At 37.3% G+C, this 15,419-nt stretch carries 15 protein-coding genes; 11 read left to right on the forward strand and 4 right to left on the reverse strand.

Features of this window, described 5'->3' with window-relative positions; translation table 11 throughout:
* A complete protein-coding gene (locus WC644_06260) occupies window positions 1-957 on the forward strand; it encodes a glycosyltransferase family 9 protein (GenBank protein MFA5011542.1) in 957 nt (318 codons plus the stop codon).
* Here the strand turns inward: WC644_06260 and bshA are convergent.
* The gene (gene bshA / locus WC644_06265) at window positions 946-2,088 is read right to left on the reverse strand and encodes an N-acetyl-alpha-D-glucosaminyl L-malate synthase BshA (protein MFA5011543.1); all 1,143 of its coding nucleotides are present in this window, start codon (window positions 2,086-2,088) and stop codon (window positions 946-948) included. The two genes, WC644_06260 and bshA, sit on opposite strands and share 12 nt — an antisense overlap.
* Before the next feature lie 113 nt (window positions 2,089-2,201).
* Here bshA and WC644_06270 point away from each other — a divergent pair, with 113 nt between their 5' ends.
* The 8 genes from WC644_06270 (at window position 2,202) to scpB (ending at window position 9,948) form a co-directional block, all read left to right on the forward strand.
* The gene (locus WC644_06270; protein ID MFA5011544.1) at window positions 2,202-3,065 is read left to right on the forward strand and encodes a polyphosphate kinase 2 family protein; all 864 of its coding nucleotides are present in this window, start codon (window positions 2,202-2,204) and stop codon (window positions 3,063-3,065) included.
* Between the two features lie 310 nt (window positions 3,066-3,375).
* Window positions 3,376-4,002: a hypothetical protein gene (locus WC644_06275; protein ID MFA5011545.1), complete on the forward strand. Its 627-nt coding sequence runs from the start codon at window positions 3,376-3,378 to the stop codon at window positions 4,000-4,002.
* A 13-nt stretch (window positions 4,003-4,015) separates the two neighbouring features.
* Window positions 4,016-4,771: an outer membrane protein assembly factor BamD gene (bamD, locus tag WC644_06280; protein ID MFA5011546.1), complete on the forward strand. Its 756-nt coding sequence runs from the start codon at window positions 4,016-4,018 to the stop codon at window positions 4,769-4,771.
* Window positions 4,768-5,253 (forward strand): acyl-CoA thioesterase, encoded by a 486-nt coding sequence (locus WC644_06285; protein ID MFA5011547.1) that lies wholly within the window; start codon window positions 4,768-4,770, stop codon window positions 5,251-5,253. Before bamD ends, WC644_06285 begins: the two co-directional genes overlap by 4 nt.
* A gap of 11 nt (window positions 5,254-5,264) precedes the next feature.
* Complete coding sequence (locus tag WC644_06290) at window positions 5,265-5,921, forward strand: ABC transporter ATP-binding protein (protein ID MFA5011548.1); 657 nt, start codon at window positions 5,265-5,267, stop codon at window positions 5,919-5,921.
* Window positions 5,922-6,536 carry a sigma-70 family RNA polymerase sigma factor gene (locus tag WC644_06295; GenBank protein MFA5011549.1) on the forward strand — a complete coding sequence of 205 codons (615 nt, stop codon included), beginning with the start codon at window positions 5,922-5,924 and terminating at the stop codon, window positions 6,534-6,536. It abuts the gene before it with no gap.
* Window positions 6,537-6,540: 4 nt separating this feature from the next.
* On the forward strand, window positions 6,541-9,141 hold the full coding sequence (gene mutS, locus WC644_06300; protein ID MFA5011550.1) for a DNA mismatch repair protein MutS: 2,601 nt from the start codon (window positions 6,541-6,543) through the stop codon (window positions 9,139-9,141).
* Between the two features lie 24 nt (window positions 9,142-9,165).
* On the forward strand, window positions 9,166-9,948 hold the full coding sequence (scpB, locus tag WC644_06305) for a methylmalonyl-CoA decarboxylase (protein MFA5011551.1): 783 nt from the start codon (window positions 9,166-9,168) through the stop codon (window positions 9,946-9,948).
* 7 nt (window positions 9,949-9,955) lie between these two features.
* Here scpB and WC644_06310 read toward each other — a convergent pair whose 3' ends face one another.
* Window positions 9,956-10,717 (reverse strand): SDR family oxidoreductase, encoded by a 762-nt coding sequence (locus WC644_06310; protein ID MFA5011552.1) that lies wholly within the window; start codon window positions 10,715-10,717, stop codon window positions 9,956-9,958.
* Window positions 10,718-10,912: 195 nt separating this feature from the next.
* On the opposite strand from WC644_06310, the gene rimO reads away from it, so the two are divergent.
* Together rimO and WC644_06320 are read left to right on the forward strand one after the other, a co-directional pair.
* Window positions 10,913-12,220 carry a 30S ribosomal protein S12 methylthiotransferase RimO gene (gene rimO, locus WC644_06315; protein ID MFA5011553.1) on the forward strand — a complete coding sequence of 436 codons (1,308 nt, stop codon included), beginning with the start codon at window positions 10,913-10,915 and terminating at the stop codon, window positions 12,218-12,220.
* 12 nt (window positions 12,221-12,232) lie between these two features.
* A complete protein-coding gene (locus WC644_06320; protein ID MFA5011554.1) occupies window positions 12,233-13,525 on the forward strand; it encodes a GWxTD domain-containing protein in 1,293 nt (430 codons plus the stop codon).
* 124 nt (window positions 13,526-13,649) lie between these two features.
* On the opposite strand, the gene WC644_06325 is transcribed toward WC644_06320, so the two are convergent.
* Both WC644_06325 and WC644_06330 read right to left on the reverse strand, forming a co-directional pair.
* Window positions 13,650-14,618 (reverse strand): DUF58 domain-containing protein, encoded by a 969-nt coding sequence (locus WC644_06325; GenBank protein ID MFA5011555.1) that lies wholly within the window; start codon window positions 14,616-14,618, stop codon window positions 13,650-13,652.
* A 62-nt stretch (window positions 14,619-14,680) separates the two neighbouring features.
* Window positions 14,681-15,361 (reverse strand): tetratricopeptide repeat protein, encoded by a 681-nt coding sequence (locus tag WC644_06330; GenBank protein ID MFA5011556.1) that lies wholly within the window; start codon window positions 15,359-15,361, stop codon window positions 14,681-14,683.
* Window positions 15,362-15,419 lie beyond the last annotated feature (58 nt).

The raw sequence follows: 15,419 nt of genomic DNA on the forward strand, positions 1-15,419 counted from the left end.
TTGAAGGATAATATAAACATTCTTGTTGTTCAGATAGGTAAAATAGGTGATATGATCCTTACTACCCCGCTATTCGGAAGTCTTAAAAGAATTTTCCCCGATTGCTGTCTAAGTGTTCTTGCGAGTAAAAGTAATTCTGTAATTACTAAAAACCTTAATTGCATTGACCGGACTTATGTTTATGATAAAAAGACAATATCTACGGCAAGTCTTCTCATTAAACTTAGAAAGAAAGCTTTCGATTACTGGATTGACCCTAAAGACGAACTGTCAAGTACTTCTAAAATTCTTGTGAATTTATGCAAACCAAAACTGTCTATTGGTTTTAACTTTAATAAAAAAGTTTTCGATATTGACCTTCGAACTTTTGTAAAAGGTGAGCATCGGGTTGATATTAATCTGTCACCCGTTAACTATCTTTCTGATAGCGATAGGCTTAAGACACCGATTCCTCATGTCGATATTCCGGAAAAAGATTCTAAGATAATTTCTGAACGTTTAAATGTAGTAACTGCCCCCTTCGTCCTTCTGAACCTATCCTCTGGCGTTAGTTCACGATATCTGAAATTGGAAAAATGGATTGACCTTGTGGACGGTATTAATCCTGATAAGTACGTTATCTTAACTGGGATAAATAAAGATTATGATAACATTCATGCAGTTATAAGCTCTGTTAAACGGAAGAATGTTTTCTTCGTTGAAGCTAATACTATTTTTGAATTCGCTGAATTGATTAGAAAATGTAATTTGCTCGTTACCCCTGATACTTCAGCCGTTCATCTTGCTTCTTGCTTTAATGCACCGGTCGTCGGTATTTATCATAATGTAAAGTGGAACATAGTTAAGTTCGGACCACTTTCCGTTAAAAAGAGAATTGTTGTTTCAGCACACGAGAATTCATTGGATAGTATTGAATCGAAAGAGTTGATTGAGGCAGTAAATGAATTACTTCCCTAAAACCTTTTCATAAAACTTTTCGTATTCGCCGATTATTTTGTCGTCCTTAAAGAATTCTGCCCGCTCCCTTGCGTTCTTCTGGAATATCTGATATTTCTTTTCGTTCGAAAGAAGCTCTACGGCATATTTTGCCATTCTTTCTACGTCTCCGAACTCTGCTATATAACCGGTTTTTCCGTGAAGATTTAATTCGGGCAGTCCTCCTACACTCGAAGATATTACCGGTACCTCGCAGCTCATTGCCTCAAGTGCAGAGAGTCCGAAACTTTCCGACTGTGAAGGCATTATAAATAAATCTGCTATCGAGAGTATTTCTGGCAGTGAATCTTGCTTGCCCATAAACTTGACGTATTCTGTTATTCCCAGTTCCCTGCAGAGTCTTTCACATTCGCTTCTTTCGGGACCGTCACCCACTAATATCAACTTGGCTTTTATGCTTTTTCTTACTAATGAAAATATCTTTATTACATCAGGAACTCTCTTTACTGGCCTGAAATTCGATACGTGTATCAGTATTTTTTCATCCGTACTGGCGAAATTTCCCCGGAAACAGTCTGAACCCTTGTCCGTCTTTCTCTTGTATTTCTCTGTGTCTATGAAATTCGGTATAACCTCTATTTCTTTCTCTATAGAATAACTCGATACTGTTTTGTCTTTCAAAAATTTTGATACGGCTGTAACCCCGTCCGACTGCTCTATGCTGAACTTCATCGTGGAAAGAAAACTTGGCTCAAGTCCTACAAGTGTAATGTCCGTTCCGTGTAACGTTGTTATCATCTTTATGTTCTTCTTGTCTTTACTCCCGCTCTTAAGTATTTCTCTTGCTAGAAATGCACTCGTCGCATGCGGGATCGCATAGTGCGCATGTATTAGGTCAAGGTCGTTAAACTGTACTACTTCAACCATCTTGCTTGTCAATGCTATTGAGTACAAAGGGAATTCAAACAATGGATAGCTGTACATCTCTACCTCGTGATAAAATACGTTTCCGATGTATGTGCTTAACCTTGACGGCATTGCATAAGAAATGAAATGTACTTCGTGTCCTTTTAATGCCAGAGTTTTTCCGAGCTCGGTTGCTACAACTCCGCTTCCTCCGTATGTAGGGTAACATATTATTCCGATTTTCATATAAGGTTCTTTGTTAAGTTGTAATGTTATCAGTATTAAAACAAAAAATATATGTAAAAGATTTACATTGTAATTTTTATACAGAATAAATACAATGTTCTAAAAATAAAATTATGGACGTTAAATGGTTTCTCGCTCCTCATAAGAAGGAAATTAAACTAAACGATTACGATACCTCTTTCACCGGGAAATTCAAAGGGAAGGAAGAAGCTCAGCAAAAACTTCAGGATGATATTAATGAGATGGCTCATTTACAGGACGTTCTATATGCAAGCAACAAATATGGGCTTCTTCTGATATTTCAGGCAATGGATGCTGCCGGAAAAGATGGCACAATTAAACATGTTATGTCTGGAATAAATCCGCAGGGATGTGAAGTCTATAGCTTCAAAGCTCCCTCACAGCAGGAACTTGACCACGATTATATGTGGCGATGCATGAAATGCGTTCCCGAAAAGGGAAGGATTGGAATTTTTAACCGCTCATACTACGAAGAAGTTCTTGTCGTAAAAGTCCATCCTGAACTTCTGAAGTATCAGAACCTAAGAGAGAAGGATTTCAATAATGGTTTTTGGAATAAACGCTATGAGGATATTAACAACCTAGAAAAATATCTCGTCAACAACGGAATTGTAATATTGAAGTTTTTCCTGAATGTTTCAAAGAATGAGCAGAAGAAAAGATTCCTCGAAAGAATTAATAAAGAAAACAAAAACTGGAAATTCTCAGCTTCTGACGTTAAAGAAAGACTACATTGGGACGATTACCGTAAAGCTTATGAAAAAATGTTCAGCAAAACCAGCACCGAATACGCACCATGGTACATTATACCCGCTGATAAAAAATGGTTTACACGTGCCGCTGTTTCTGAAATAATTGTTAATACTTTGAAGAATCTCAATCTCGAATATCCAAAAGTTTCCGAAGAGCACAAATCAGAACTTCAAAGAATTAAAATAGAACTCGAAAAGGAATAAAACAATATTATTTTCGCTATAATAAAAATTATGTTGCTCTTGCCTTTAGTCCTGACTGTAGTCCTGACTTTAGTCAACGGATTATTTCTGTAATAATCCCCGGGTTTCTTCTTACTCTATTTTACTCTTGGGGCTGGGGCTATTAATTATCATTTTTCCGTGTTCCTGATTAATCTTGCTAATAAATAAACATTATTGAACTTTTCCTTTCTGGAAGGTTTTTGAATTGTAACTATACTGCCTTTAAGTTAATTTATTTGTTATTTATACTTAAAAGTTGTTGAATAATCTGCATTTTAGCAGATAAAATATGGCAAAATCTATAATTGGCATTTTATCGGTGTTCTTTTCCTTTTTTCTGATTGCGGATTCGTATTCGCAAGTTGATACCCGAAGTTTGCCTAAAAATAACTTTGCCCTGTTTTCCGACCTTTCTTCGAAAGGTCTCGATGAACTGCAGGATATAGTGACAGTTCTCGGAAAAAATAAGATCTTTAAAATCAGTATTGATGAAAAGTCGGAAGAAGCCGAATTTCTGCTTAATAATATAAAGCAAAAATTCTCTTCTTATAACTTTATCTACGGAAAAGAAGACGGTTTTGACTATAAAGTAATTATAAGCAGCATTAAGTTTTCTGTTGGTTATTCTGAACCGGATGCCGATAAAATTATAGGTGATGAAATGTTTGTGCGTGATTTATCGTCGGCTTTTAAGTTTTCTGTGCTGAATTCAGGTAACGATCAGCAGTCGGTCTTGAAAACTTACAGGGATGAAGTAAAAATTGAGTATTTTGATTACATTCAGGAAAGCAATTATGGATTTATGAAATCTGGTCTGCCGGATAAGCCCTTTTTGAAAAAGATCATCGTTCCTGCGATTATTGTTGCCGTATCAGCAATTGCTGCAATATTATTTTTTACAATTAGAAGCAAATAAAATTAACATATTAATGAAATATTATCTTTTTTTAACCGTTGTGATTCTTTCTTACTTTGCTGCGGGTTGTTCCGGTTCGGGTACTTCGGATATTAGCAAAATCGACGACCCCGAAAAGGCTTTTGCCGTTGCCATGAATAATTACAACAACAAAGATTATGTAGATGCCATTGAAGATTTTTCTCTTATGAAAGTTAAGTTTTCCGGCACGAGCATCAGCGATAAGGTTCAGTATTATTTGGCTATGAGCTACTTGAAGCAGGAAGAGTACATTCTCGCAGCCTATGAATTCGAATATCTTCTGAAAAATTACGCGACCAGCACTCTGGCTGTTGAAGGAAGATATCGGCTTGCTTTGTGCTATTACGGTATGTCTCCGCAGTATTCTCTCGACCAGACGTATACCTATCAGGCTATTATGGAATTAAAAAACTTTCTCGAGCTCTATCCGACTGATAAAAACGCTCCGGAAGCCGAAAAGAAAATTCGTGAGTTGCGCAACAAACTTGCTTACAAGGAACTTAAAGCAGCCGAACTGTACTCAACTTTGGGAGATTATAGGGCTGCAACAATCTATTATGAAAATGTTGTTAACGAATATTTTGATACAGACTATGCGGATGACGCCCTTTACGGGAAAATTACAATGCTTATTAAAAGGAAAAAACCGGCAGAAGCGAAAACTGAAATCGAAAGATTTGAAACTCGGTTTCCTAAAAGTCCTTTTCTGCCGAAAGTTAAATCAATTAAAAGTACATTGCCGAAATGATTATAAAATCTAAATTTGTTAGAGAGTCTCAGGTCCAGATGGTCGAACTCGTTCTTCCAAACGATACGAATATGCTCGGTAATCTGCTCGGCGGAAAACTTATGCACTGGATTGATATCGCGGCTGCACTCGCTGCCTCAAGACACTGCAATAATATTGCCGTTACCGCTGCCGTTGATAATCTTCAGTTTCACAAGCCGATTAAACTTGGCGATATCATTCGGCTTAAAGCTTCTGTAAACAGGGCGTTTAAAACTTCTATGGAAGTTGGTGTCAAAGTTGAAGTCGAAAACATTAAATTTGGTGAGGTGTTCCACTCGAATAGCGCTTATTTAACCTTTGTGAATGTTGATAAAGAATCGGGAAGACCAATCCCCGTTCCGGAAATTATTCCCGAATCCGATGAGGAAAAAAGAAGATTTGAACATGCTAAGAAAAGACGCGACCAGAGAGTTCAGGAACAGTCAGGTTTCATTCAGTAAATTATATACTTATGTCCGGAGTTTTTCTAAAAACTGTTGATCTCGAGAAAAGTTTTCTGAATAAAGTTATATTCAGAAACGTTAACCTTGAACTTAAATCAGGGGATTCTCTCGCCGTTACCGGACGAAACGGGTCGGGTAAATCAACCTTGCTGAAGGTTCTTGCAAATCTTATGAAACCAAATAAAGGTAAGGTCATTGTTAGTAATGATTCGGATGTGATTCCTGCGGATAAGTTGCATCTCTGTTTCGGTATGATTGCTCCTTATCTTAATCTTTATGACGAACTGACCGCCCTTGAAAATCTTGAATTCTTCTATGACCTTAAATGCGGTAATCTTCCCGATTCAAATAAAAAAGAGCATCTGAAATATCTGCTCAAAAGGATAAATCTCTTCAACCGCAGGAATGACGAGGTTAAGAATTTTTCTTCGGGCATGAAGCAAAGGGTTAAGCTTGCATTCGCAATTATTAACAATCCGGAAATTCTATTAATGGACGAGCCCCGTACTAACCTCGACGTCGAGGGTATTGACCTGGTCTATAAAATTGCGGATGAACATAAAGAAAACGGTATTCTTATACTCGCAACAAACGAACCCGAGGATACAAAGCTCTGCTCGGGCGTAATTTCAATTGAAAATTTTAAAACCGATGTCCAGAAGTAGATGACCGAAAATAATCCTGAACATAATAATAAAAGTGCTTCAAAACTTGAAGATTACAACCTGATTCAAAGTGCCCTGAAAGGCAATCAGGCTTCTTACGACCGTCTGATGAAGAAATACTACCGGCTTGTTTCTAACCTTATTAACCGGATGATTTATAACAAAGATGACGTTGAAGACCTTGCACAGGAAGCGTTCATCAAAGCATTTAATTCTCTCGATAAATTCGATCACCAGTTTGCTTTTTCAACATGGTTGTATAAAATAGCTTCTAATAATTGTATTGATTATCTCAGAAAAAAGAAACTTAGTACTGTCTCTATTGACAAGGAAATCGACAGTGAGGACGATGACCTCAGATTCGAAATTCCTGATAATGATTATAAACCCGACAGGAGAATCCTCGAACGTGAAAAACAGAAAATTTTGCTCGACGCTATAAACAGCCTGCCCGAAAAATATAAATCCGTTATTATCCTGAGGCATCAGGAAGAAATGGAATACGAAGAGATTGCTTCTAAGCTTGACCTCCCTCTCGGTACAGTAAAAGCACACATATTCAGAGGTCGCGAGCTGTTAAATAAATTTCTTAAAGATAAAATTCACCATTTTTAAGAAGATGAAGAAGCATGAAACACCTTTAATGAGGCAATACCGTCAGGTTAAAGAAAAATATCCTGATATGATTCTGTTGTTTCGTATGGGTGATTTCTTTGAAACCTTCGAAGATGATGCCGTCACAGCCTCTAAGGTTCTCGGTATTACTCTTACAAAACGCTCTAACGGAGGTGCATCTGACGTTCCTCTCGCAGGTTTTCCTCATCATGCACTCGATAATTATCTTCCTAAACTCGTTAAAGCAGGGTACAGAGTTGCAGTTTGTGAACAGCTCGAAGATCCTAAGTTTGCAAAAGGTATCGTTAAACGTGATGTTGTTGAAGTCGTTACTCCGGGTGCTAATTTCTCCGATAAGCTTTTAAACCATAAGTCAAACAATTTTCTTGCTGCTGTTTATCTGAAAGATAAAGTCTGCGGTCTCGCTTTCTGTGATGTTTCAACCGGAGAGTTTGCTGCTACCGAGGTACTCGATAAGAACCTTCTCGAACAGATTGAAACAATTAATCCGGCTGAAATTCTTATTCCTAAAAAGAATAAAGAGGCTGTATTAAAACTTCTTAATATTAACAGCGGTCCCCTCTACGACGGTGAGACACCTAAGCATACAATCACAAAAGTCGATGATTGGGTATTTAATCTTGACTATGCAAATGAATTACTTACAAACCAATTTGGTACTCAATCACTCAAAGGCTTCGGTATTGACGATATGAAAGAGGGTGTCATAGCAGCAGGTTGTGTTATGAACTACCTCAACGAAACACAGAAAAGTAAGCTCGAGCATATTAAAAAGATTTACAAATATAATTATACCGATTATATAATCCTCGACCCGTCCACAAAGCGCAACCTTGAAATCACTGCATCTATAAGTGAAGGCGGCAGGGAAGGCACACTTATTTCTATTCTTGACAGAACTCAAACACCGATGGGCGGACGCCTTCTAAAAAAATGGGTTTCTCGGCCGCTTAAACGTAAAGAACAAATTGAAAGACGTCTCAATGCTGTAAAAGATTTTTATGATAATAAAGGATTAAGAAAATCAGTTATCGAAAACCTCAAGTCTATCGCTGACCTTGAGCGGCTCCTTTCTAAAGTTGCAACGGGGAAGGCCGTTCCCAGAGATATTGTCCAGCTTAAAATCTCTCTCAAAAATGTTACGGCTATTAAAAAACTTCTCACTGATTTCAAATCTGATTCTGTTCTTGCACTTAAGAATTCTCTTATAGAATGCAATGAGCTTATAAACGAAATTGAAACCGTCGTAAATGAAAACTTCCTTTCAGGCAGCGATAATTACGGTGTGATAAATAAAGGATACAACAAAGAACTCGATGAAATTAAAGAAATTCATATAAACGGAAAAACATGGATTGAGAATTTTCAGAGCAAGGAACGTAAAAGTACGGGTATCAGTTCTTTGAAAGTCGATTATAATAAGGTGTTCGGGTATTATATAGATGTTACAAAGGCTAACCTCGATAAAGTACCCCCCTCCTACATTCGCAAGCAGACTCTCGTTAACAATGAGAGGTTTATCACGGAAGAACTTAAAGTTTACGAAGATAAAATCTTCAATGCCGAAGAGAAGATAGTTGCTATAGAAAATAAAATATTTCAGGAACTTCGCGAGTTTATTCTTAAGTTTACCGACAGCATTCAGAAAAATGCTTTGTTAATCGCTACAGTAGATACGCTCATTAGCTTTGCCGAAGTATCTGAATTGTATAACTATGTAATGCCGGAAATCTACGATAACGAAGAACTTGAAATTATCGAAGGCAGACATCCCGTTATCGAACAGCTGCTTTCGGCAGGCGAGAAGTACATTCCAAATGACACAAAAGTTGATACTGTTAATAACCAGATTCTTATTCTCACAGGTCCTAACATGAGCGGCAAGTCAAGTTACTTGCGCCAGACAGGGCTAATTGTTCTTCTTGCCCAGATTGGCTGCTTCGTTCCTGCTAAGTCTGCAAAGATTGGAATCGTTGATAAGATATTCACACGCGTCGGTGCTTCCGATAATATTGCTAAAGGTGAAAGTACTTTTCTCGTTGAAATGCACGAAGCCGCTAACATCCTGAATAATGCAACAGGAAAAAGCCTTCTTCTCCTCGATGAAATAGGCCGCGGCACAAGCACTTACGATGGAATCTCAATCGCTTGGGCTATAACGGAATATCTTCATGAAAATCCTAACATCCGCGCCAAGACACTCTTTGCAACGCACTACCATGAACTTAATTCGCTCGCTGAAAATTATGAACGCATTAAAAACTACCGTGTCGAGGTACGTGAGTATGGCGATAAGGTTATCTTCCTCAGAAAGATTACAGAAGGTACCGCAGACCATAGCTACGGAATTCAGGTTGCACAGATGGCAGGTCTTCCCGAAACAGTCACAACTCGTGCAAAGGAAATCCTGAAATCATTCGAGGATAAGAAATACCGCAAAACCCATAAAGACGATATTCAAATCAGTCTCTTTGAAGTTACAAAAGATACTGTCCTTAAGAATAAACTTAAAGATATTGATATTAACACAATTTCTCCCCTTGAAGCACTTAATTTGCTGAAGGGTCTTAAAGATGAACTTTAAATTTATAAACTTAAACCGGTAAAAATGAACGACCTCATACTAACTGAAGTAAATGACAATATCGGGATTATTACTTTCAATAATCCATCCAAAAAGAATGCATTAAATTCTGAATTACTTTTGCGGATTGTATCGGCATTAAAGGAATTTGAATCTCTGAAAGTTCGTGCCGTTATAATTAGGGCAGAAAAGAATGCAAAAGTTTGGTCTGCCGGCCACGACATAGACGAACTTCCGTTAAACGGCATCGACCCTCTCGGACAGGAAAAACCACTCGAACAGGCATTGAATGCTATCCAGCTTTTTCCCGCTCCCGTTATAGCAATGGTTGAAGGAAGCGTCTGGGGAGGTGCTTGCGACCTCGCTATTACGTGCGATATGGTTATTGGTTCTCCCGATTGTACTTTCGCAATCACACCCGCAAAGATTGGAGTACCATACAATGCAAGCGGTGTTCTTCATTTTATAAACCGTCTTGGTCTCAGCCATGCAAAGGAAATGTTTTTCACTGGTTCTCCGATTGACTCTATAACAGCTCTTTACTTCGGTATAATTAACCACATCATTGAAAACGATAAGATTGATGATTTTACATTCAGTCTTGCGAAGAAAATTTCCTATAACTCTCCGCTTTCTATAAGCGTAATCAAAGAGCAGTTCAGAATTCTAACTAACGCTCATCCAATAACCCCAAACGCTTTTGAGCATATAGAATCACTCAGACGAAAAGTCTATACAAGCGAAGATTATCTCGAGGGCATTAAGTCCTTTAAAGAAAAACGCCGACCGTCCTTTAAAGGAAAATAGCAAAATTTTAAAACCCATATACCGAAAACCCTCCGTCTACGGCTATGCACTGGCCTGTTACATAGGTTGATGCATCCGACACTAGAAATGCTGCCACCTTGGCAACTTCCTCTGTCTCGCCGTATCTTCCCATCGGAGTTCTTTCAAGTATGGATTTTAAATACTTGTTGTCATTAAGTAGTTTCTCTGTTAATGGAGTCTTTATATACCACGGTGCAATTGCATTCACTCGTATCCCGTGCCGTGCCCATTCAACCGCAAGATTCTTTGTAAGTTGTATTATTCCCGCCTTTGTCATCGCATACGGTGACCCCGTCCTTAATGCCGTGATTCCGGCTACAGATGAAATGTTGACTATTGATGCACTTTTTGCTTTCATCAGCAAAGGCAGCATCCTTACCGATATTCTAAAAACACTTTTGAGATTAGTGTCTATTATTGTATTAAATTCTTTTTCCGTGTATTCGTCCGATTTCTTTCTTATGTTAAACCCGGCATTGTTTACAAGGATGTCAACCCTGTTCCACTTCTTAGTTACTGCTTTCATTAGTTTCTCAATCCCCGCCGGTTTGCTTATATCCGCAGCAACCCCCGAAAGCTCTTTGCCTTTGTATGTTTTTATCATATCGTCAATCAAACGTTTGTTCCTCGCTGCAATAAATACTTCAGCACCAAGTTCAATGAATAACTTTGTTATCGCAAGCCCTATACCCTTACTTCCGCCTGTTATTAATGCCTTCTTGCCCTTTAGAGAATAAATTTCTTTCATATTATTATATTTTGTTTTTATAAATATATCTTCTTCGGTTTTCAAAAAATACTTAAATAATTTTCTGTTTCGTAACGTTTGTACACAGTTAATCTTTGGAAATCTTTTGTTATTAACCTCAATCTGGTTTCTTCTCACGTCCTGCAACACCCTATTTCCATATTTTGTTATTAAGATTAGATGTAAATTGTTCCAATGAAGGTCAAAAAAGATAAAGTAAAGATTATTACACTCGGGTGTTCAAAGAATCTTGTGGATTCCGAGCATATTTCCGCTCAGCTTAAAAATGGAAACGTTGAAATTGTTGAAGATGAAAACAAGGCAAACACTGTTATTATTAATACTTGCGGATTCATCCAGCCCGCTAAAGAAGAGTCTATTAACACTATCCTTGCCGCAGTTGAAAACAAACAGCAGGGCAAACTTAAAAACGTTTATGTTGCAGGGTGTCTTTCTGATAGGTATATGGAGGAACTTATAATTGAAATTCCTGAAGTAGATAAATATTTCGGTGCTACCAGCAAACCTAAAACAATGTATGATATACTCAATGCAATGGGTATAGATTATAAAAAGAATCTTGTCGGTGAACGCTCGCTTTCAACAAAACATTATGCATACCTGAAAATCAGCGACGGCTGCGATAATCCTTGCTCTTTCTGCGCCATTCCTATAATGCGCGGCGGTCATGTTTCAAAACCTTTAAAAGAAATTATTAACGAAGCAAAAAAGCTTGCGGATAAAGGTATTAAAGAATTACTCGTTATCGGACAGGATACTACCTACTGGGGTATGGATATAAACCGCAAACGTGAAATAGCAAAAGTCCTGAATGCTCTTTCTGATATTAATGGTATTGAATGGATTCGCCTAATGTATGCATACCCATCCCGTTTTCCCGATGGGCTGATTGAGGTCATTGCAAACAATGAAAAAGTATGTAAGTATATCGATATTCCCATCCAGCACATATCTGATAATATGCTTAAAATAATGAGGCGCGGTATCACAAAGAAACAACAGATACACCTTCTCGAATCACTAAGAAACAAAGTTGAAGATATTGCCATTCGTACAACCCTCCTCGTCGGTCATCCCGGCGAAACGGAAGAAGATGTACAAGAACTTGCTGACTTTGTCAGAGACTTTGAATTCGATAGGCTCGGCGTTTTCACTTATTCCCATGAAGAAGGCACTTATGCGCATACCTATAAAGATGATGCTTCCCAGCGTGAAAAGAATAAACGTCATAAGAAAATTCTTGATGTTCAGAAAAAAGTCTCCGAGAAAAAGAACAGGGGAATGCTTAACAGGGTTTGCAGGGTTATAATAGATAGAAAAGAGTTTGATTACTACATCGGAAGAACCTATAAAGATGCACCCGAAATTGACCAGGAAGTTTATATTAAATCTGAAAAGAAATTGATTGATGGTAATTTTTACGACGCAAAGATTTATGATTACGAAGAGTTTGATTTGTTTGGAGAAATAATTCATAACTAAATATTTAGGATTATGAAAAACAAGATTATTTTACTCGCTGTTATCGTTTACTGCCTGTCTGCTTTGGAGATTCAGGCACAGGGCAAGGAAAACCCGCTTCAGAATTTGAATGTCGGGAAGGAATATTTCTATCTCGACCCCCTCGTTTTCTATCCTCTCGATTCGGCAGTTGGCAGACTCGATGTTTACATCGAAATTCCTCTTGAAAACCTTCAGTTTAAAAAAGCCGGCTCAAACGATAACTATGAGGCTTCTTTTGACCTTAGAATAATAATTAAAGATTTCCTTGATCAACAGATTTTTACGCAGACCTATACCGAAAAAATTAACAGCACAAAAAACGAACAGAAAAATATTTCCGAGCAGTCTGTTTCAAACCTTAAAAATTATTTTCTGAAATCTGGTTTCTATAAGATTAATATTTCTCTTAAGGATAAGAATTCGGGAAATGAATACATTAAAGATTTTTCTGTTAATGTTAGAGACCCCAAAATAGACAGGATTCTTGCCTCTGATATTATGCTTCTTTCAGACTATTCCATAGACTCGAAAGGTGAACAGGAAATAACTCCCCTTATTAGCGGTAATATCGGAACTATAGAAAGCTTCTATATATTCTCTGAAATTCAAAATAATACTGAAGAAGATGTTACAAAAGTTTTCAGGATTGTTTCAGTGGACGATAGGGAAAAAGTTATGTTCGATACCACTATTTCTGTCGATATTAAAAAAGGAAAGAATCCCGTTATAGTAAAGATGGATGCGGCCGATTATTCAATCGGCAGTTATACACTCAAAATCTTTGAGGGATCAAAAGAGCTCACGGAAACTAAGTTTGTTTACAGATGGGGAGATGTTCCTATTTCCGTGAAAGACCTGGATGAGGCCGTAAGTCAGCTTCAGTACATTGCCACAACTAAAGAGCTCGATCATATAAACGATGCTGCCAATAATGAAGAGAAACTAAAAAGGTTTGTAAGATTTTGGAAAAGTATTGACCCGTCTCCGCGAACACCGAAGAATGAAATTATGATAGAGTATTATAATCGTATAAAAATCGCCAACGAGAGATATTCACATTATACTGAGGGCTGGAAAACTGACATGGGTATGGTTTTTATAATTTACGGAAATCCCAGCGTTATTGATAGACATCCTTTTGAAAGTGATTCCAAGCCTTATGAAATCTGGACCTATTATGACATTAACAGGCAGTATATTTTTGTCGATTATACTGGCTTCGGCGATTATCGCTTGACTACTCCTATCTGGGATGAAAGAACTCGAATCAGATTCTATAATTAACTTATAATCTGATTCTTCAAATTTTTTTGTTACACAACATTGATCTTAATCAGTGCGCACTCTTTATGTTTTGTTCTAAAGCTCTAAAATAATTCCGTGCTTATCTGCACTCTGTAATTTTATATCAGTAACTCTTCCTGCGCTTGTTAAGGTATTTCAGTAATGCCGTATCAAAAGGTGTTTCAGTCGTGAGCAAAACATAATCTATGTTGTTCTTTACGCACTCGGATTTATATTTCTCCGTAAAATTTATCATAAGCTTTTCATATTCCTTCCTAACATCCGATGGCTGCGAAAATAGTTCTTCTTTCGTTTCCGAATCAATAAGCCGCACGGGTGCCGAATCTATAAACGACATTTCTATCGGGTCAAGTACATGAAAAAGTATTACCTCGTTCTTATCATACCTGAAATGCCTAAGCGATTTCATCACTTCTTCTTGATTGTCGAACAAGTCGCTTATAATGATTATTATTCCTTTCCTGTTTATCTTATCCGCAATTATATTCAGGCATTCAGCCGTTCCCGTTGCTTCTGATGATTTTACGCTGGCGAGCTCTTTTAATATTAGTTTCAGATTTGCATTCGTCGAACGGGCAGGTATAAATTTTCTTATCTTCGTGTCATACACAGTCAGTGAAACTGCGTCTCTTTGAAGTAACATTAAATACGCAAGCGATGCCGCTATGTATGACCCGTATTCAAGTTTTGTAATTCCTGTGTCTGCTCTTTCTTTCTTTTCCTTTGAAAAAAGTTTTTTCAGCGAAGAACTCTTTGTGGCTTTTGAATATGAAAAATCCATCGACTTACTGATATCAAGAAGTATGTATGCTTTCAGATTCGTCTCTTCTTCATACTGCTTTATAAAATATTTATCCGTTCTTGCATATACCTTCCAGTCAAGATGTTTAAGGTCATCTCCGGGCATGTACTGTCTGTGTTCCGCAAATTCAACGCTGAAGCCATGATACGGTGATTTATGCAGCCCTGTCATGAATCCTTCTACCACAAACTTAGCTTTCAACTCAAGGTTTGAAAGTTTTGATAATGCCGCCGGATTTAAGTATTTAGTATATTCGCTGTTATTCTTCACTTAGTATAAATAAAAATGCCGTCCCAAAACAAACTCTGAAACGGCATATATAATATTCCTGTTTATTTCTTTGCGTCTTCCTTCTGTTCTTGCATCTGATGTTCCTCTATTGCTCTTGTTTTTGGAGGCTTACTGTCAACATTAGGATCTTGCTTCGTTTCCTTTTTTACTTCTGTTTTTGTTTCTGTCTTTGTTTCTTCATTCCCCGCATTCTGTAGTATTAACTCCTCAATCGATTTTCCGGTCTCAAGTACTTCAAGCATTCTTCTTGCTGATTCGCTCATCTTGTCATTTTCGTCTGCATCCTTCGGATATTTTTCAAGGAAAAGTCTGTAACTTGCCATTGCGTTTTCTTTGTCCTTTAAAGTCTCATCATAAATAAATGCAACCATAAAAAGTGATTGCTTTGCTTCTTTCTTGTCCGGATATTTTTCGTATATAGTCTTGTATATGTTTATTGCTTCGGGATAATTCTTCAAATTATCAAAGTTAATCCCTGCCATCTGATTGTATGCAAATATTACTTTATCTGAGTTTGGATATTTTGCAATAAATTCTTTGTATTTTGTTATAGACTGATTAAAAAGTTCGTTGTCGCTCTTCGCTACTGCACTGTCATACAAGCTCTTTGCCGCGTTTAAATACTCATCCTCAGTGTTTAAATTCTGCTCCTGCTTACCGCAGGAGATTATCATGGTCGCAAATAATATTGCTAATAATAAGTTAAATCCGGTTTTTATCATTTTCTTATTTATTTGTTTTTTAATTAAATTTGTGTAATTTAAACAATTATTCCTTAAA

The sequence above is a fragment of the Ignavibacteria bacterium genome (genome assembly GCA_041649015.1).
Taxonomy (GTDB): Bacteria; Bacteroidota; Ignavibacteria; order Tepidaquicellales; family Tepidaquicellaceae; genus CAIKZJ01.

Coding starts and splice junctions, on each gene's coding strand:
- WC644_06275 (MFA5011545.1), top strand. CDS start 3,376: ATGGCAAAATCTATAATTGGCATTTTATCGGTGTTCTTTTCCTTTTTT.
- rimO (MFA5011553.1), top strand. CDS start 10,913: ATGAAGGTCAAAAAAGATAAAGTAAAGATTATTACACTCGGGTGTTCA.
- WC644_06285 (MFA5011547.1), top strand. CDS start 4,768: ATGATTATAAAATCTAAATTTGTTAGAGAGTCTCAGGTCCAGATGGTC.
- WC644_06290 (MFA5011548.1), top strand. CDS start 5,265: ATGTCCGGAGTTTTTCTAAAAACTGTTGATCTCGAGAAAAGTTTTCTG.
- WC644_06270 (MFA5011544.1), top strand. CDS start 2,202: ATGGACGTTAAATGGTTTCTCGCTCCTCATAAGAAGGAAATTAAACTA.
- scpB (MFA5011551.1), top strand. CDS start 9,166: ATGAACGACCTCATACTAACTGAAGTAAATGACAATATCGGGATTATT.
- WC644_06310 (MFA5011552.1), bottom strand. CDS start 10,717: ATGAAAGAAATTTATTCTCTAAAGGGCAAGAAGGCATTAATAACAGGC.
- WC644_06320 (MFA5011554.1), top strand. CDS start 12,233: ATGAAAAACAAGATTATTTTACTCGCTGTTATCGTTTACTGCCTGTCT.
- WC644_06330 (MFA5011556.1), bottom strand. CDS start 15,361: ATGATAAAAACCGGATTTAACTTATTATTAGCAATATTATTTGCGACC.
- bshA (MFA5011543.1), bottom strand. CDS start 2,088: ATGAAAATCGGAATAATATGTTACCCTACATACGGAGGAAGCGGAGTT.
- bamD (MFA5011546.1), top strand. CDS start 4,016: ATGAAATATTATCTTTTTTTAACCGTTGTGATTCTTTCTTACTTTGCT.
- WC644_06295 (MFA5011549.1), top strand. CDS start 5,922: ATGACCGAAAATAATCCTGAACATAATAATAAAAGTGCTTCAAAACTT.
- mutS (MFA5011550.1), top strand. CDS start 6,541: ATGAAGAAGCATGAAACACCTTTAATGAGGCAATACCGTCAGGTTAAA.